This window comes from Nocardia huaxiensis (assembly GCF_013744875.1).
In the GTDB taxonomy this organism is placed as follows: domain Bacteria; phylum Actinomycetota; class Actinomycetes; order Mycobacteriales; family Mycobacteriaceae; genus Nocardia; species Nocardia huaxiensis.
Window position 1 is genome coordinate 3,288,313 of the sequence record NZ_CP059399.1, and the last position, 17,519, is coordinate 3,305,831.

14 protein-coding genes are annotated in these 17,519 nt (G+C 67.1%); 10 read left to right on the forward strand and 4 right to left on the reverse strand.

Features of this window, described 5'->3' with window-relative positions:
- Positions 1-25 precede the first annotated feature (25 nt).
- A complete protein-coding gene (locus tag H0264_RS14655) occupies positions 26-1,282 on the reverse strand; it encodes an McrC family protein (protein WP_181584471.1) in 1,257 nt (418 codons plus the stop codon).
- Positions 1,275-3,161, reverse strand: coding sequence for an AAA family ATPase (locus H0264_RS14660; RefSeq protein WP_220139981.1), 1,887 nt, complete (start codon positions 3,159-3,161; stop codon positions 1,275-1,277). Before H0264_RS14660 ends, H0264_RS14655 begins: the two co-directional genes overlap by 8 nt.
- A gap of 15 nt (positions 3,162-3,176) precedes the next feature.
- On the opposite strand from H0264_RS14660, the gene H0264_RS38250 reads away from it, so the two are divergent.
- From H0264_RS38250 to H0264_RS14705, 10 genes are all read left to right on the forward strand, one after another.
- Positions 3,177-3,461 carry a hypothetical protein gene (locus H0264_RS38250; protein ID WP_220139982.1) on the forward strand — a complete coding sequence of 95 codons (285 nt, stop codon included), beginning with the start codon at positions 3,177-3,179 and terminating at the stop codon, positions 3,459-3,461.
- Between the two features lie 253 nt (positions 3,462-3,714).
- Complete coding sequence (locus H0264_RS14665; RefSeq protein ID WP_181584473.1) at positions 3,715-3,957, forward strand: hypothetical protein; 243 nt, start codon at positions 3,715-3,717, stop codon at positions 3,955-3,957.
- Positions 3,958-4,474: 517 nt separating this feature from the next.
- Entirely contained in the window at positions 4,475-7,189 is a 2,715-nt protein-coding gene (locus H0264_RS14670; protein WP_231086852.1) for a phosphoenolpyruvate synthase, read from the forward strand.
- Entirely contained in the window at positions 7,182-10,607 is a 3,426-nt protein-coding gene (locus tag H0264_RS14675; protein ID WP_181584474.1) for an AMP-binding protein, read from the forward strand. Before H0264_RS14670 ends, H0264_RS14675 begins: the two co-directional genes overlap by 8 nt.
- A complete protein-coding gene (locus H0264_RS14680; RefSeq protein WP_181584475.1) occupies positions 10,604-10,879 on the forward strand; it encodes an acyl carrier protein in 276 nt (91 codons plus the stop codon). The genes H0264_RS14675 and H0264_RS14680 overlap by 4 nt, the downstream gene beginning before the upstream one ends.
- Positions 10,876-11,967: an SDR family oxidoreductase gene (locus H0264_RS14685; protein ID WP_181584476.1), complete on the forward strand. Its 1,092-nt coding sequence runs from the start codon at positions 10,876-10,878 to the stop codon at positions 11,965-11,967. Before H0264_RS14680 ends, H0264_RS14685 begins: the two co-directional genes overlap by 4 nt.
- Positions 11,964-12,857, forward strand: coding sequence for a nucleoside-diphosphate kinase (locus H0264_RS14690; RefSeq protein WP_181584477.1), 894 nt, complete (start codon positions 11,964-11,966; stop codon positions 12,855-12,857). The genes H0264_RS14685 and H0264_RS14690 overlap by 4 nt, the downstream gene beginning before the upstream one ends.
- Complete coding sequence (locus H0264_RS14695) at positions 12,854-13,828, forward strand: ScbA/BarX family gamma-butyrolactone biosynthesis protein (RefSeq protein ID WP_244976189.1); 975 nt, start codon at positions 12,854-12,856, stop codon at positions 13,826-13,828. Before H0264_RS14690 ends, H0264_RS14695 begins: the two co-directional genes overlap by 4 nt.
- On the forward strand, positions 13,828-14,460 hold the full coding sequence (locus tag H0264_RS14700) for a nitroreductase family protein (protein WP_181584478.1): 633 nt from the start codon (positions 13,828-13,830) through the stop codon (positions 14,458-14,460). The genes H0264_RS14695 and H0264_RS14700 overlap by 1 nt, the downstream gene beginning before the upstream one ends.
- Positions 14,457-15,398, forward strand: coding sequence for a UbiA family prenyltransferase (locus tag H0264_RS14705; RefSeq protein ID WP_231086848.1), 942 nt, complete (start codon positions 14,457-14,459; stop codon positions 15,396-15,398). Before H0264_RS14700 ends, H0264_RS14705 begins: the two co-directional genes overlap by 4 nt.
- Before the next feature lie 6 nt (positions 15,399-15,404).
- On the opposite strand, the gene H0264_RS14710 is transcribed toward H0264_RS14705, so the two are convergent.
- Together H0264_RS14710 and H0264_RS14715 are read right to left on the reverse strand one after the other, a co-directional pair.
- The gene (locus H0264_RS14710; protein ID WP_181585553.1) at positions 15,405-16,130 is read right to left on the reverse strand and encodes an ABC transporter permease; all 726 of its coding nucleotides are present in this window, start codon (positions 16,128-16,130) and stop codon (positions 15,405-15,407) included.
- 29 nt (positions 16,131-16,159) lie between these two features.
- On the reverse strand, positions 16,160-17,437 hold the full coding sequence (locus tag H0264_RS14715; RefSeq protein WP_181584480.1) for a glycosyltransferase: 1,278 nt from the start codon (positions 17,435-17,437) through the stop codon (positions 16,160-16,162).
- Positions 17,438-17,519: the final 82 nt, after the last annotated feature.

A 17,519-nucleotide genomic window follows, 5' to 3' on the forward strand; every position in this document is an offset into this window, starting at 1 on the left:
CCCCTCTCGGCCAAACCGACGGGCCTCAGCTCGGGTGAATCGTGATGTCGTTGCCCCAGAGCGCCGCACGAATCCAGTCGACTGCCTGGACTGGTTCGGCGCGGGTGTCGATTCCCAGCACTTGGATGGTGCCCAACTGCCGGTCGTTGCCGTTCACCCGTAGCATGCGGCGGGAGCTGCCGCCCGGCTGCGGGTGAACGATCGCGGCGATCGGGGTGTGTTCGGGGCAGTAGCCGGCGATATACGTGAGTAGCTGGTGGACGTCGGCGGCGCTGACGGTGCGGGTGGCGTAATGCTTGTACTTCGCGTCGGCGGGAAACAGCGCCTCGTTCGGTGTGCCGGTGTGCAGTCGCAGCAGCACGTCGGGTCGGAACGGCGGCCGCGAGGATAGGTCCCCGCGGGTTGCGAGCCCGAGTGGTCCGCTCGACGAGATGGCGGTGCCGCCGAGCGGGGCGGCGGCGTCGCTGAGAAGGCGGTGCACGACGGCTTCCCATAGTCGGGGCATGTCCAGCAGCAGGCTGCTGGCCGAATGTCCCTGCTCGGTCAGCAGATTCGTGACGCCGCCCGCGTGCAGGATCAGTCCGGCCCACTGGTGTGCGGTGCAGTAGCGGTGATTGACACGGCTGTAGGTTGCGCGATCGAGCAGGCGGACCGCCTCGCCGGGGAGGGCCGTTGTCGGGAACTCCGTTGCGGTGGTGCCGAGTTGGTGCGCAAGGTGGTCGTCGGTCGCCAAGGCGCGTGCGGCGCGCAGGGCCGCGCCGCAGACGCGGTTCTCCCAGATGTCGATATCGCGGTCGAAGGTGCGCATGTGCAGCTTGTCGACCATGCCATACCGCCTGGTGACCTGGGCTGCCACGTCGAGGCGGCCGCGCAGCACGGCGTCCACGGCGGCGCGGCGCAGGTAGTCGCGGCGCAGACCGTCCCGCAGGAGGTTTCGGCATTCGGCGAGCAGTGCCGCGGCGATGACATCAGTGAGGCCATGTCGACCGGAAGTCCAGCGGTGGATGGCGTCGGCGGGGATGGGCGTGTAGGTGGCATAGCACAGCCACCGCAGCAGCGAAGCCTCGTCGAAGGCGATTTTAGGGGTGATGATCAGGCGTAGTCGATCGAGTCCGAGGACGCCGACAGTCGCACTCGCGGTGAGGCGCCAACCGGTGCGGTCGGGTGCCACGGTGAATCGCTTGGACGCCTGCAGAGCGTGCAACCGCCCGAGGTCGCTGTCGGTAATTTGGTCGGTACGCACCGAGACCGATTCGTATTCGGCCAGGCGTATCTCAATCATCGAGTTCGCCGCTCCCAGTGGTGAACTCGGCGGCGAGGGAGGTGGCGAGGTCATTCACCGCGATCTGCGCGGGCCGACCGGTATCGGCGTCGACCAGACGCCCCAGGATGCGGCGCAGCAGTTCGGTGCGGCCCAGGCAGTAGTCCTCTATCAGGGGGACTATGTCGTGGTAGAAGGCGGCGGCCAGTTCCTCATCGGTGGAAACGGGCTCGTCCCCGCGCAGCAGGTAGGCGTGTCCGATCTGGTGGTCCGCGTCCAGGCACGTGGTGATGCGGGCGTTCAGTGCTTCGAGGAAGGTCGCCAGGTCGAGGGAACCGATACTGCCGGAAAGGGCTTCGGGATTGGGACCGATGTGCAGGAAGGCGAAGCGGCGACGGATCGCGGCGTCGAGGTGACTGACGCTGCGGTCGGAGGTGTTCATGGTGCCGATGATCCGCACGTTGGGCGGGACGATGAATTCGCGCTTGCTGATCGGCAACCGAACGGGAATTCCACGCTTGTCGGGCTCGAGCAGCGTGATCAGTTCGCCGAAGATACGGGGCAGATCACCGCGGTTGATCTCATCGATGATCAGCAGAAAGGTGCGGTCCGGGTCCTTGGCAGCCGCCGTGCACAGCTCCTGAAACAACCCGTCGGACAATACGAGCTGCAAACCGGGGTCAGTGGACAGGTGATCGGGCTTGTAGCCTTCGACGAAGTCCTCGTAACCGTAGGAGGGGTGAAAGGTCACCAGACTGACTCGGCCTGCCGTCAGCATCTCGGAGACCGCTTGGGCACGATCGGGTGTGTCGATCGAGGCCGTGCGACCGTTGGCGGCGAGTGCGGTGTTGAGCGCCAGGCGAGTCTTTCCCGTGCCGGGCGGTCCGTGCAGGATCACCTGGCTCTTACGATCGAGAGCCGCCAAGACTGGAATCACCTCCTCGGGTACGGGAACCGCTGGAAGGCTTTTGGTTTCGAGCAGGTGGGCTGATCCCATGTCGAGGATGGACAGGAAAAGTCTTTCGGGGACCTTGGCGAAGGTCGGGACCCAGCCGCGCTGTGGTTGCGAGAGTTCCTGCGCATAGCTGGTGTCCCAGTCGACGGGCACGACATGCATTGATTCAGTGCGTGTTTCGTCGAATCGATAGCCGCCGGTGACAGTGCCGACGGCGAGTATGTGGGACATGCCGCGATTGGCGACGATGCGGTCGCCAGGTTCAAGGTCACGGAAGGCCAACAGGTTTCGCGCCTTGGCCATGTTGCCGCCGGTGGTTTCGGGCCAGTGCTCATCGAAGGCGTGCTTGAGCTCGGTGTCGCTGGTGTACTGGCTCAGGTCGCCGACCTCGTCCCAGCCGACGCAGATGAATCCTCCTGCGCGGCAGTCTTCCCAGTGGTGGGCGTTGCGGCCGGGTGCGATCTTCCAGACGGTGCGTTTGCTCGAGCGGGGATCGAAGTCCTGGTATAGCAGCAGCATCACCTCGTGCGGATTCCAGTCGCGCAGTTCGGGTTCGCGGTTGACCAGTTCGCGCAACTGGCGGTTCGCCCGCCACGCGGGTGCGTTGGGTTCGGGTGTGCCGCCGAACAATTCGATGAACGACCGCAGGTGCGAGACCGAGAAGATCGGCAGGAAATGCTGCGGGAAGTAGGTGGACAGGGTTTTCGTCACCAGTGCCTGCCCGGATCGCAGGATCTCGAGCTCGTCGAGCGCGGCGAAATCGCTTCGTGAGGCGGCGTCGAACGCGGCGACGAACTGGTCTCGGAGCCGTTTCCAGGCCGTGTCGGCATCGAGACCGTGAAGTGCCGGAGCCAACCGCCATTCGCCCGAATTGTGGCGGTACATAATGTGCTTGGTTGCGCTGCCGCCGCTGATGCTGCCGAGGTTCGGGGTCCAGAACTCCATCAGCTTGCAATACGGGTGGTCATCCCCGTCGCTGCCCATCCCCAGGGCGTATCTGCGGAGCGGCAGGCCCTGCCATGCTTCGAGCGGGAACTGTGCCAGGACCTGCTGGCGCTGCTGGTGGACCAGTGCGAGGTGCTCAGAAGTACTGTGGCGGTCGAATTCTGCGATCGCGGTGTGAAGATCCATGGTTACCTCATCGTATCGATTCTGCGGCAGTCAGCTGCTCATTGGTCAAATCTGCTGAACGGCAACGAAGATGCGATGCGCGACCATATGGCCGAGCCCGGAAGGGCAGACTGAACTTGTCACCTTCGGTTCTGGCTGCCCTTCATCGGGTGATCTCCAGAATTCAATGTGCTCCGAAAGTTGCTGTCCTGGAACTGCTCTGAATCGCCGAGGGGGCCGGGCGTGAGTTGCCACCAGCGCCGGTGACTGGTCCCTGTTCGGCCTTGGCCGAATTACGTTCAGTCACTGCCGGATTCCGCTTACTTTGTTTGAAGACCCTGCCGAGCGAGGTGCCTTCCGCGCCATCGAGATGAACAGGAGTGCGCCCGTGACGGCCGACTCGGCTTCTGGCCATCGCTACGTACTCACCGTTGTCGATCTCGGCGAAACGTGGCTCATCGAGGACACCCTCGGGTGCTCTCTCTCCTACCCCAAACTGGGGGATCCCGCAGAGCAGGCTGCCACGCTCGAAAATCAGCTGTTCAACCACCTACTCGAGTGGTCCTCCGCGATCGCGGCCGCACTCGCGGCGGCGGTCACCGGCGAACCGGGTGCGGATCCGAACAGTTGAGCGCACCGCGATGAGCTCCTGGACTTGTGTCGGTCTGAATCGCTTTCGGTCCAGGGAAGTCGCGGGTCGGGCGGGGTGCTTTGCCCTGGTGAGGGGGTTGGGTCGGCTTGTGGGGTGGGTGATCGTGACGCGGGTTACAGCGGTTGGGAACTTCTCGTGGGTAACCGGGTGGCGTCGGTGGGCGATGACATTAGAGACCGAACGCGTAGCGGAGCCAGCCCATCCAGACGTCCGCCGGGGCGCCGATCAGGTACTGGTAGGCCGCGTTGGAAAGGCCGTTGATGATGTTCATGGGGCTGTCCTTTCGTTGGGGGGCGTGTGGTGCGCTGACGTCTGGTGATCGGGGGTGGCAAATGTGTCGTTACCTGGGGTTGTGGGGTGCGCATGGGTGGGGTGGTTGGGATAGCCCACAGAAGATTGGGCTGTTTCCCAAGTGAAGCATGAGGTATTCAGACAAGATCCTTTGATCTTGTGCAGCACCGGCCGGGGCTCTGGCCGGGGTGATGGGAGAGTGCTAGTGCAGGTGCTTGGTCCGTGGTCGGATGCGACGGTTGTGGGGGAGCTGGGGGGCGGGAAGGCGCGGGGGTTGCACGCGCTGGGGGGATTCGGGTTTCGAGTGCCGGAGTGGGTGGTGCTGGGGACCGACATCTTTGGGGGGTTCGCGGAAGAGGCCGGGCTGGGGGAGGCGCTGGCGGAGTTCGCTGGGATCGAGGACGTGGAGGCGGCTGTCGCGCGGGGAGCGGCGCTGGGGGAAGCCATTGTTGGTGGGGCGCTGCCGGATTCGGTGCGAGGGCTGATTCAGGACGCGTGGGAACGGTTGGGGGACACGGCGATTGCGGTTCGGTCGTCGGTGGTGGGGGAGGACGGGGCGGAACATTCTTATGCGGGGCAGTTCGATACATTTTTGAATGTCCGGGGTGTCGAGGCGACGGTGGCTCGGGTGCGGGAGTGCTGGGCTTCGGCGTATTCGGAGCGGGCGGTGCGGTATGCGTTCGCGCGGGGGGTGCCGCGGGCGGGGGCTCCGGCGGTGGTGTTGCAGCGGTTGATCGCGGCGCGGGCCAGTGGGGTGGTGTTCACCGCTAATCCGGCCAATGGGGCGGGGGATGAGCTGGTGATCAGTGCCGTGTACGGGCTGGGGGAGGGGCTCGTGTCGGGGGCGGTCGACGCGGACTCCGTCATTGTGGACAAGAGCAGTGGGGTGGTCGTCGATCTCGTTGTGGGAGACAAGGATCGGCGGTATGACGCGGTGGGGGCGCAGGGGAGTGAGATCCTCGAGGTGGAGGCCGCGGATCGGGAGCGGGCGGTGCTCGGCGAGGCGGAGATCCGGGAGCTGACCGAGCTCGGGCGGAAGATCGAAATCGACAGGGGCGCACCGCAGGACATCGAGTGGGCCATGGACGAGGACGGGGTGTGGCTGCTCCAGGCGCGAGCCATTACGGCCACCGGTACGGGAGTGCGCGCGGATGCCGAGTTGCGGGGCGCGGGGGAGGAGGTGCCCGAGGGGGAACTGCGAATCTGGGACAACTCCAACATTATCGAGAGTTTCAGCGGGATCACCTCGCCGCTGACCTACACGGTCGCGGCGGATATTTACGGGCGCGTGTATCAGGGGTATGCGGCCTCGCTGAAGGTGCCGGCCGAGCAGCAGCGGGATGTCGAACGGTGGACTCCCGTGCTGCTGGGGTACTTTCACGGGCGGGTGTACTACAACCTGCTGCACTGGTATCGGATGGTGGGGATCGCGCCCGGGTATCCGCTCAATCGCAAGGTGCTCGAGGCCGCGCTCGGGGTGGATGAGCCCCTCGAAGACGAGATCGCGAAGACCTTGCGGCCGTTCGAGTTTCGGAGCAAGCTCGCTCGGCTGCGGTCGCGGACGGTGACCACGGCGGCGTATATACAGCGGCTGCGCGGGATCGATGCCATGGTCGAGGAATTCGCAGCCGAGTTCTATCGTGTTTACGACGAGTACGACGCGCTCGATTACACCACCATGGGGGGAGACGAGGCGTACACGGCCTATCGCGCGGTCGATCGTGATCTGGTCGAGCGGTGGGGGCCGCTCATGGTGCTCGATGCGATCTTGTTGACTACCACGGGGCTCATGTACCTGCTCACCAAGCTGTTCCTGCCCAAGGCTCCGGAGTGGTTCCTGTACGCGGTGGTCGGGCCCGGCGCGGATGTGGAGTCGGCCGAGCCGGCGCGGGCCATGACGGCCCTGGCGCAGACCGTGCGGGCCGACCAGGAACTGACCGCGCTGGTGGAATCGACTGCGCCGGAACGGATCTACCCGCTGCTGGCGGAGGGCGGGCATATCGCGTTCCTGGCCGAGGTCGACGACTACATCGATCGTTACGGCTACCGCAGCCTGGACGAGCTCAAACTGGAGACGCCCGATCTGCGGGAGGATCCGGCGAGCCTGTTCATCATGTTGCGCAGCGCCCTGGGCCGATTGGGCGACACCGTCACCGCGAGCCGGGGTGACGAGGCGGACGAATACCTCGATGCCCATCTGCGCGGGCCGCGCCGGCGGATCTATGAACGGTTGCGCGCCAAGGTGTCCCGGTGCGCGGCGCATCGAGAGCGGCTGCGGTTCTGCCGGACCCGCGCCTTCGGCATGATCAAGCGGATGATTCGCGTGATGGGCCGGGATCTGGTGGCGCGCGATGTGCTCGACGAGTTCTCCGACGTGTTCTACCTGACCGTCACCGAATTGCGCGGCTGCTATGAGGGTTCCGACACCGCTGGGCTGCGCGATATCGTGAGCGCTCGGAAAGCCTTGCGCGCCAGGGATTCCGCGCTGGTAGCCCCGCCGCGGTTCCGGACGCTGGGCGGACGGTTCGGGCGGGCGGGGCTGGCGGGGCAGGGCTGGGTGCCGGTCACCGACACCGCCGCCGCCGAGGTCGGCACGGTGCTGGCGGGCACGCCGTCGGCGTCGGGCGTGGTCGAGGGCGATGCGGTGATCGTGGACGAGCCGCGCGATGTCGCGGGCGGCATTCTCATCGCCTACCGGACCGACCCGGGGTGGGTGGCCGCGCTGCCGTCGGCGGCGGCGCTGGTGATCGAGCGGGGGAGTCCGCTCACGCATGTCGCGATTGTGGCGCGTGAGCTGGGCGTTCCCACCGTGGTGCAAGTCAAGGACGTAACGAAGAAGATCCGGACCGGGATGCGCATTCGTGTAGACGGCGTGAACGGTACGGTGACGGTGCTCCCCGAAGGAGAATCGCATGAGTAATGCGACTTCAGCGAAAGACGTTGGTACGGTGCGCGATTGGCTCGTGAACCCGTCCACCGCAGCCGGTCTGTACCTGGCGGACGAAGCCGACGGGTGGGAGTACCGCAGCTACCGTGAGATCACCGACCAGGTGTGGTCGATCGCGGCGCTCATGCGGGCGCGCGGGGTCGCGGGCGGCGATGGCGTGTGTGTTGTCATGCCCACCGGATTTCCCTGTGTGTCAGCGTTTTACGCGGTGTGGGCGTGCGGCGGGGTGTTCACGCCCATCGCGCCGCCCATGTACGGGGATCTGGATCAGATCGTGGCGCACATCGCCGGGATTCTGGAGCAGGCGCAGCCGACGCTCGTGGTGACCTCGCCGGAGTTCGAGTCGTTCGTGCGGCGGGCGGCGGTGGATTCCGGGTTCGGGGATGCGCTGCTGGTGGTCGACGCGGCAGCCCTCGAACCGGCGTCCGAGCCGCGGGAGCTGGCTCCGGCGGGGGAGGTCGCGCTGTTGCAGTTCACCTCCGGATCCACGGGTGCGCCGCGCGGCGTGCGGGTCAGCTGGCGGAATCTGGCCAATAACGTCGACATGATCACGCGGCTGCTCGATTTCCGGCCGGGTGAGGGCATGGTGTCGTGGCTGCCGCTCTACCACGATATGGGGTTGGTCGGCGCGTTCCTGAATATGGTGACCAATCAGGGGAATCTGTACCTGATGCGGCCGGATCAGTTCGTGCGCGATCCCGTGCGCTGGCTGCGCGCCATGGCGGTCACGCAGCATTCGCCGTCGCCGTCGTTCGCACTCGGCTATGTGGCGCACCGGGTTCGGCCGGAGGAGATCGCGGATCTGGATCTGTCCGGATTCCGGACGCTGGCCATCGGCTCGGAGCCGGTGGAGACCTCCGATTTGCAGTCGTTCGCGAAACTGACAGCACCCCAGGGCTTTTCGATGAGTGCCTTCACGCTGGCCTACGGGCTCGCGGAGGCCACGCTCATGGTGACCTCCTCCGCGCGACAGCAGCCGATCACGGCGCTGCGCATCGACAATCCGAGTCTGCGCTTCGGGCAACCGGTTCCGGTGCTGGAGCAGGCCGTCATCGATGACACGCATCGGGTGGACGGCGCGGGATGGATTACCGGACTGGGCTTCTCGACACCGGAGTGCACCGTCACGGTGGTGGACGACGAAGGGTGGGAGCTGCCGGATGGTGTGCTGGGCGAGATGGTCGTCGTCGGGGATTCGGTGGCGCTGGGGTACTCCGGGGAACCGAGCGCCGGGTCGTCCACACGTATCGAGGACGGTCGCCTCTACAGCGGTGATGCCGGATTCCTCTACAACGGTGAGGTTTTCGTGCTCGGCCGGATGGGATCGAGCCTGAAGGTGCGCGGCCGTTCGGTCTTCATGGAGGACATCGAATCCCGGGTCGCGCAGGAAACCGGGCTCACCAAGGGCAAACTCGCGGCCGTCGGCATCAATGAGGCGGGTGAGCAGGGGATCGCGCTTTTCGCCGAAACCGCTGCCGGAGAATGGATTCACGAGGCGCGCAAGATCATTCGCAGCCACCTCGGCCCGGCGCAGACCGCGCACATCGTGACCGGCCCGCGCGGGCTCATCCGCCGCACCTCCAGCGGCAAGCCGCGCCGCCGCCACATGTGGCAGCTGCTGCGCGACGGTGCGCTCGCCGGAGCGGTGGTGCACGCGGCCGAGGTCGCCGTCGACACCGCTCAGGACAGCGTCGTGACCGCGAGCGGATTCAATGACGCGCCACCTCGACCGGGCATGTCCGCCGAACGCGTACGCCAGCTGCTCGAGTCCGCACTCGACGCCGTGGCGGTGCCCGCCGACGCGGCCGTGCTGTTCGAGGGTTCCCTCGCGGAGGGCTTCGGCAACGAGGGCTCCGACATCGACTTCCTGGTGGTGTCGCCGGGTGACGAGGAGATGCCCACGCTGCCGACGGTCCTGTTCGCCGACGGCCGTCGCGTGGAGGTGCGCACCCGCTCGGTCGGCCAGCTGCGCCGGCAGCTGACGGATGTGGTGACCGCGCCGGATGAGGATCTGCTCAACCGCTGCCAGCGTTTCCTGCGTGCGACCATCGTGCGTGAAGGGGCGGTGGATATCGCGGCCCTGCGCGCATCCCTCGATTACCGCACCTTCGCTGATCTCGCCGCCGACTGGTGGACCGGCCGTGCCGCACACGCACTGCGGTACGCGATCGCACTGCGCGCCTTCGATGCGCACGCGGAGGCCGTCGAGTGGGCCTGCGACGGCCTGCTGCAAGCCATGAAGGGCTGGGCCGCGCGCCGGGGCGAAACCTATATCGAGACCAAGTGGCTGCCCAGCCAGCTCGATCGCATCGGCGCACACGATCTCGTCGACTGGTACCGCCAGGTCGGCTCGGTCGCCACCTGGCCCGAGGATGACACCGAGCGCTGGAAGCAGCTGCTGGACTTGGCATTCGCGCTCGGGGTCCAGGATGTCGCGGACGACCCGCACAAGGTGCTGTTCGCACGGAGGCCGGGTGTGACCACCTGGTCGCTGGGCGGCCGGGTGCATGTGTTGCGGGCGGATTCCGAGGTGTTCGTGCTGTCCGAGAAGGCCGGGCGCGCTTGGCGTTCGGTGGTGTTCCGGCACTCGGTGCGGGACGTGCTGGCGCGGTCCGCGCGGAATATCGGGGCGGAGCTGGCCGAGTTCGTGCGGCTCGGGTTCGTCGGATTGCAGTGGCGCGGTGGGGAAGTCGTCGAACCCGCGCTGGCCATGTGCAAGACCGTGAAACCGTATGCGCCGGTGCCGGGTTCGGCCGCGCCCGCGCTCGGGTTGACCGGGGCCGCGCTCGACGGCGCTATCGCCACGCTGGTGCCGATGTCGGCCACCCGGTTCACCGAATGCGGGCTGAACCTGGTGTGGGCCAATGTGGTGCTGGAGAACGCCAGGGAGGACCTGGTCGGTGCGGTGAAGAACGGGCAGGGCGGGGTCGCCGATATCGCGGCGCACCGGCTCATCGCCATGAGCGTGCGAGTGCTGGTGTCCGCGTTCGGGATTTATCCGCTGCCCGCGGATGTCGCGCCCGCCGAGACGCTGCGCCGGCTGCTGCCGGTCTCGGCCGCCAGCCGCGACGCCATCCTGGAATCGCTGGATGCGGCTCGGCGCGTGCGCTTCTCGGAGGTCATCGCCACCGGTGGTGACACCCTGGCAGCTCTCACGGTGCTGGATGATTTCGTGCTCCTGGTCCGCCGGGTCGCCGGTGGCGCGGACGCCGCGACCGGATTCCCGGCCTCCTTCGACTCCCGCGAGCAGTGGGAGCGCACGCTGTCCATCGGTTACGACTGGCTCCGGATCGCCGGTTACCTCAATACGGATCTGCCGCTCGACGAGACGCGGGATCTGCTGGCCAGCGGCGGACAACAGCCGCATCTGCGGGAAAGTGAGCACTCATGACCGTCGAAAGCCCTGTCGCCGTGCGGATTCGCGGCATTGTCGCGGCCATGGCCCCGCAGCCGCCGGAGAAGCTGGCCGACACCCATCGGCTGATCGAGGATCTCGGGTTCGACTCGCTGCGCCTGATGGAGCTGACCGTGGTGCTGGAACGCAGCTTCGAGTTGCCGAGATACCGGCCGGAGGATCTGATGGGAGTGCTGCGGGTGGGCGAAGTCATCGACCTGGTGACCGGAACCCTCGCGAGCGTGAACTCGGGGGAGGTGACGGCATGAGCGACGCACACCGTGACCTGGTGCTGGTCACCGGCGCGAGCGGCCTGGTCGGGGCTGAGGTCGTGGCCCGGCTGAATTCGGCCGGTCGCTCCGTTGCCGCTGTGCTGCACAGCAATTCGGATCTCACAAGGAATGACGGCACCCCGCTCGAGGTCGATCATCGGGTGCGCGGCGATATTCGCGCTCCGGGGCTCGGCATCTCCGAGTCCGAGGCGAAGGAGCTGGCCGATCGGGTCGGTCTGATCGTGCACTGCGCCGCCACCACCGCCTTCGACGCCACGCCGACGGCCTATGACGAGCTCAATGTCGGTGGTGCGACCCACGCGGTGGAGCTGGCGCTCGACTGGAATGTGCCGCTGGTGCACGTCAGCACCGCGTATGTATGCGGCCTGCGCGGCGGGCTCATTCGCGAGGACGAACTCGATGCCGGTCAGGCGTTCGGAAACGGCTACGAGGACAGCAAGTTCCGCGCCGAGCAGATCGTCCGCGCGGCGAGTGAGCGGGGCCTGCGGTGGGCCATCGTGCGTCCGGGCATTGTCACCGGGGCGCTGGGCACCGGTGCGATCCGCGAGTACAAGAACCTCTACACCGTGGTGAAACTCATGGTGGAGGGCAAGCTGCGCAAGCTGCCCGGCCGTTACGACGCCACCCTCTCGCTCGCCCCGGTCGATCACGTGGCCGAGGTGATCGCCACCGTCGCAATGGATTTCGATGCCGCAGAGGGTCTCACCGTGCACGCCGTGGGTCGCGACACCCTGTCCCTGCGTGAGGTTTCCGACGTCCTCGCCGAGTACCCGTCCTTCGAGGTGGCCACCTACGTCCCCGAATCCACCTTCAGCGTCGACGATCTCGACCCGCTGGAGCGCGAGTACTACCTGCGCATCGGAGCCCTGTACACCAGTTACTTCAAGCGCCGCTTGGTCTTCGACACCAGCACCGCGGACAAGCTGCTCGGTGCACCGTCACCCGAGTCCGGTAAGGAATATCTGCGCCTGCTGCTGGATTACTGCCTGGAGTCGGGATACCTGGGCGCGCCCCTGCCCTCGATCGCCGAGGTGCTCGCCAGAACCGGAGGAGGTGCCGTGTGACGAACGACCCTGTGCACGACCTGCTTTCGGAGCTGACGCCGTCGGCTGTCAAGGCCGACGCCTACACCGGTGACACCTACGTCCTGGAAACCGTCGATCAGCTCGACCGAATCGGTTGCGACGCCGCGAAATTCGCTCGCGAGCACGCCCTGCTGCTGCTCAAGCCGGATGCCGTGGTGGCGCGCGCCATCGAGCCGACCCTGGAGTGGTTGCGCGGCAACGGCTTCCGAGTCGTCGCGGCCCGTCGCACCGTGGTGGATCGGCATCTGGCGCGAGCACTGTGGTACTTCGCCTGGAATATCGCCTCACCCGAACGCCGCCGCCTGGCCGATCTGCTGGTCCGCATCTCTGATGTGCTGGTGCTCGTGATCCACGGCCCGGACGGCGAACTCCCGGTGCAGGCCCGGCTCACCGCCGCCAAGGGCCCCACCGACCCGAGCAAGCGTAAGCCGGGCGAGCTGCGGCACCTGGTCGGCAAGGACAACTACCTGCTGAACCTGGTGCACACCCCGGACGACCCGGCCGATGTGCTGCGCGAACTGGCCATCTACTTCGACGAGCGGGAACGCGCGGCGGTGCTGCGTGAGGTCTGCGCGGGCCAGGACCGCACCGACGCGGCCACCGCCCTCGCCCACACCCTGTATTCCGAGGTTCCGGCGCGCAGCTTCGACCGTGAGGATGCCGTCGACGCGCTGCGAGAAACCCTCGCGGGCGCGGTAACCGACGCGGAACGCGCGCGTGCGCTGGACGCGGCCCTGAGCTCCGGCCGGGAGATCGACGCCTGGTCGGCGATCGTGCTCGGCTCCTATGTGTTTCCCATGCGGGTCGGGACGCAGACACAACTGCTGCGCCCCGTCACCGCGAATGACTGGTTGGAGGGCCGATCGTGATACCTGCCGAAACCGTGGCGGCTACCCATGTCCGCACGATTCCCCGCACACTCGCACACCGGCATTCGGTGGCCGAGGTCTTCGTGACGTCGCTCGACGCCGTCGGTGAGGACGCCTTCGTGATCGGGGCGCAGTTACCGCGCATGCACGGGCACTACGGCGACCACGCCGGCGCGCTCGCCACGCGCCACGACCCCATCGCGGTGATGGAGGCGGCCCGGCAGGCATCCATCGCGCTGACGCACGAGTTCTACGGGGTGCCCGCCGACCGGGCGTTTCTGGTGCGCACCTTCAACAGCACCGGAGCCGACACCTCCGCATGGGAAATCGATTCCGCCCCTGCGGATCTGGTGATGCACGCGCGCGCCCTGCGCAAGCACTACCGCGAGGAGACGCTCCAGGGCCTGGACCTGATCCTCGAGATCAGCTGCGCGGGGGTGCCGCTGTCCACCGTGGACGGCTCCTTCTCCTGGGTGTCGCCGCGCGCGTGGTCGGCCATGCGGTCCGGATTCCGGAAACAGCTGGGGCTCGGGGAATTCGAGGCCGCCATCCGTCCGGCCGACCGGGCCGAGGCGGCCACGGTGGGCCGGGAGAACTGGCGGAATGTGGTGATCGGAGAGCCGCGTTCGGCCGACGGCGTCACCCGCGCGGCGCTGGTCGCCGACACCTCGCACCCGATCCTGTTCGACCATGAACTCGATCATGTGCCGGGCAATCTGCTCATCGAGGCCGCCCGCCAGACCGCGGTCAGCATGATGCGGCCGCAGCTGCCCGTCCTCAGCGTGACAAGTGCTTTCGGGCATTTCGTGGAGCTGGACGCTCCGGCCGAATGCGTGGCGCGCATCGCGGACGAGGGCGTCGGGCCGACCGTCGTGCACTGTGAGATCCATCAGCACGGGGCGGTCGCGGCGCGCATCGATCTCGAATTCGCCGACGACGCACCGGGTTCCGAATCGGAGGTGGTCGATTGATGGGCATCGATCTGCTGACCAGCACTCGCGCCTTCCGGCGGCGACTGGATCTGACGCGGCCGGTGTCGCGTCAGGATCTGCTGGAGTGCCTCGATATCGCCGTGCACGCGCCCAGCGGCACCAATCGGCAGCCGTGGCGGTTCGTGGTGGTGCAGGACCCCGAGCTCAAGGCGCGGATCGGCGAGTACTACCGAAAAGGCTTCGCCGCCTACCTTTCCGCCCGCACACCACGGCCGGATCAGCTGGCGGACCTGTCCTCCGGGCAGTATCTGGCCGACCACATGCACGAGGTTCCGGCGCTGGTTCTGGTGTGCTCGCTGGGCCGCCCGCCGACCGAACCGTCGGCGCTGCGGCTGGCCAGCTTCTACGGGTCCATCTATCCGGCGGTGTGGAATTTCCTGCTGGCCCTGCGTGATCGTGGCCTCGGATCGACCATGACCACCGCGCACCTGGTCTACGAGCGGGAGATCGCCGAACTGCTGGGCATTCCGTTCGAGGAGGTCACCCAGGTGGCGCTGCTGCCGGTGGCGCATCTGCTGCCCGGTTCTGACGCACCCGCGCGCAAGCGCACGCCCGCAGCGGAAGTGACGGGCTTCGACGGATGGCCCGGCGCTGCGGGAGCGGCTCCGTGACCAGCGGAACTGCTACGCGCCCTGCGGTTCTGGTCTCCGCAGGGCGCATAGCGCGGTTCACCAAGGTGATGTACAAGCCGCACTATCTGCTCTACGGCATCCTGTGGGTGCTGGCGTTGGAGGGCACGGCCGCGCTTGTCTCGCAGGCGGATTCCGCGTGGCGGCCCACGGGCGCGACGGTCGCGCGCATTGCGATCGTGGCCGTCGTGCTGCTGTATCTGCGCATGGTCGACGAGCAGAAGGATCTCGAGTACGACCGGGTCAACAATCCGGATCGGCCACTGGTCACCGGTGCGGTGAGTGCGGGCGAATTGCGCACGGCCATGGGGATCATCGCGGTCGGGTCGATCGCGGGGAGCCTGGCGCTGTCACCGTGGTCGGCTGTCATGATCGCCGCCGTGCTGGTGTACGGGCTGATTCTGTGGGGGCTGGAACAGCTTTCGGAGACGGTGCGCACCGATATTCTGCTGAATCTGGTCGTCACCTATCCGGTGCAGTTGCTGGTCACCGCCTATGTGGCGATCTCGGCGATGGACACCGGTGAGGTCGCGGGCAGCTGGCGGATCCTGGTCGTGGCGGTGGTTTTCGCCGGCGCCTTCCTGCAGTTCGAGTTCGCGCGCAAGACGTCCCGGGAACAACGCCCCGGTGAGCTGCTGTATTCGAATGCGCTGGGGACGAAGGGAAGTGTGGCGGTCTCGCTCCTGCTGGCCGTGGTGGCGGTGGGTGCCGAACTCGCGGTGGCTCAGCCGTGGACGCACGACCTCCCGGCCGCTGCGATCGGCTGGATTCCCCTGGCGCTGCTGCTGCTACCGCTCGCGGGCGCATGGCGCTTCCGGAGCTCGGGTGACACCGACTATCCGGTCATTCCCGCCGTGGTGTTCATTCTGACCCTGTACCTGGCTCTCATCGCACAGGCCCTGGTTCTGACCGGAAACTGACCCGGCTCAGCGATGGGCCAAACGCCGGAAAGACACACTCGCACCGGCGAACCCGATGGCGGCCAGGGCCGAGCACCACAGCACGGCCTCCACCCAGCGCCCACCGCCGTTGCCGCCCAGCAGATCCCGCATGGTGTCCACGATGGGCGTGGCCGGTTGATTGTCGGCGAAGCCCCGCAACCAGCTCGGCATGGTGGTGGTGCGCACGAACGCGCTGCTGACGTACGGGATGAAGGTGATCGCGTACGTCATCCCGCCGGCCGCGGCCGGATTGGCGGCAATCATGCCCATTGCCACCGAGATCCACGAGATGGCGAGCACGAACAGCGTCATCAGCCCGAGCGCCGCCAGCCAGCCCAGCGGCCCGGCCTGCGGGCGATACCCCAGCGCCACCGCCACCACGACCGCGATGCCGATGGCTCCCAGCACACGGGCCATGCCCTCGAGTACGTGCCCGGTGAGCACCGCCTGCCGGAACATGGGCAGCGTGCGGAAGCGGTCGATGCTGCCGCGCGTCATATCGGTGGACACCGCGGTGGCCGTGATCGCCGCACCGAATCCGGTGCACAGCAGCATGATTCCCGGCACCACATAGTCGAGATAGTCGCCGCCCACATTGATCGCGCCGCCGAACACATAGGTGAACAGCAGCAGCACCAGGATGGGCATGGCCATGGACAGAATCAGAGTGTCCGGGCTGCGCAGGGTGTTTCGCGCCGCCCGGCGGAACATGACCAGGCTGTCGGTCACGAAGTAGAGGTTCACCGGGCCGCGGCTTCGATGATGTCGGCCGCCCGGTGCGCACCGCCCTCGGGACGCAGGGTTCCAGCGAATTCGCTTACCCGCGTGCGGATTTCCGGTGTCAGCAGCGGGGCCAGGCTCTGTTCCAGGCGTTCGGCGGTCAGCTCGGTGAACTTCAGGTGCGCGCCGATGCCGAGCTTGGTGACCTGCCCGCCCCACATGGGTTGATCGAACGACACCGAGCACACCAGCGTCGGCAGCCCGGCGCGCAGGCTCTCGAACAGCGTGCCGATACCGCCGTGGTGCACCGCCGCCAGGCAGCGCGGGAACACCCGGTCGTGCGCGAAGTCCCCGACCACCCGGACATGTTCGCCCGCATGGGCTTTCGCGATATCGAGATCGCTCCAGCCCGCGCTCACCAGCGCTCGCACGCCCAGCCGGGCCGAGACCTGGTCGACCATGGTCAGCACGGCGGCGGCATCCTTGATCGGCATGCTGCCGAAGCCGAAGAACACCGGCGGCTCGCCCGCGTCGATCCAGCGCAGGATGCCGTCGTGATCGCCGTTCAGATCGCCCACGGCGGCCCGGGTGTCGTCGTCGAGGGTCAGGAACCCGGTGAAGGGCCGTCGCGCGTCCCACTGCTGCGGCAGTCCGGGCACCAGCGCCGGATCGTAGATCTGGATCTCCGGCACCTGTGCGCGCGCCAGCACGGCCGCCGGGCTGGCGAACGACTTGCGCAGCCCCAGATCGGCCCGCAGCGCATTCAAATACGGCAGAAAGGCTATTCGCCGCAGATTCTCCGCGACCGTCCACGTGACCCGATTGACGGCCGCGGGCGGGCTCCAGTGCGCGGGCAGCGCACCCGGGAACGGATAGGCGCTGTTGGCCCGGCACGGGAAGTAGTGCAGGCTGACCAGCGGCACCCCCATCGCCTCGGCCACCGAGCTCGCGCGATCCTCGGTGACGGTGCTGGCGACGATCAGGTCCGCGCCCGCGCACACCTGGACGACCTCGCGGTTCATCTGCTCCGCGTATCCGGCCATCTGCTTGGCCACCAGCTGCATGAGCCGCAGCGTATTGCCCGCCGCGAGCGCCTGCTGCCCGGCCTCGGAGCTGTAGAGCTGCTGAATGTCCGGTCCGCAGGACTGCACCGCGAGGCCGGCCGATTTCACGAAGTCCACCAGGTTGGGCGGCGCGCCGAACAGCACGTCGTGCCCGCGCCGTCGGAGTTCGATCCCGAGAGCGACAACCGGGTGCACGTCGCCTCGGGTTCCGGTGAGCGGAATCGCAATGCGCACGGGCCTGCTTTCTGTATCGGTACAGGACCTATCGACAGTCCGAGGTTCCTGTTACGGCGTCCAGACCATGGAAATGATGCCT

Excerpts from the sequence above, each read along its gene's own strand:
- H0264_RS14675 (WP_181584474.1), top strand. The coding sequence starts at position 7,182 with ATGAGTAATGCGACTTCAGCGAAAGACGTTGGTACGGTGCGCGATTGG.
- H0264_RS14655 (WP_181584471.1), bottom strand. The coding sequence starts at position 1,282 with ATGATTGAGATACGCCTGGCCGAATACGAATCGGTCTCGGTGCGTACC.
- H0264_RS14685 (WP_181584476.1), top strand. The coding sequence starts at position 10,876 with ATGAGCGACGCACACCGTGACCTGGTGCTGGTCACCGGCGCGAGCGGC.
- H0264_RS14680 (WP_181584475.1), top strand. The coding sequence starts at position 10,604 with ATGACCGTCGAAAGCCCTGTCGCCGTGCGGATTCGCGGCATTGTCGCG.
- H0264_RS14660 (WP_220139981.1), bottom strand. The coding sequence starts at position 3,161 with ATGGAGTTCTGGACCCCGAACCTCGGCAGCATCAGCGGCGGCAGCGCA.
- H0264_RS14700 (WP_181584478.1), top strand. The coding sequence starts at position 13,828 with ATGGGCATCGATCTGCTGACCAGCACTCGCGCCTTCCGGCGGCGACTG.
- H0264_RS14710 (WP_181585553.1), bottom strand. The coding sequence starts at position 16,130 with ATGTTCCGCCGGGCGGCGCGAAACACCCTGCGCAGCCCGGACACTCTG.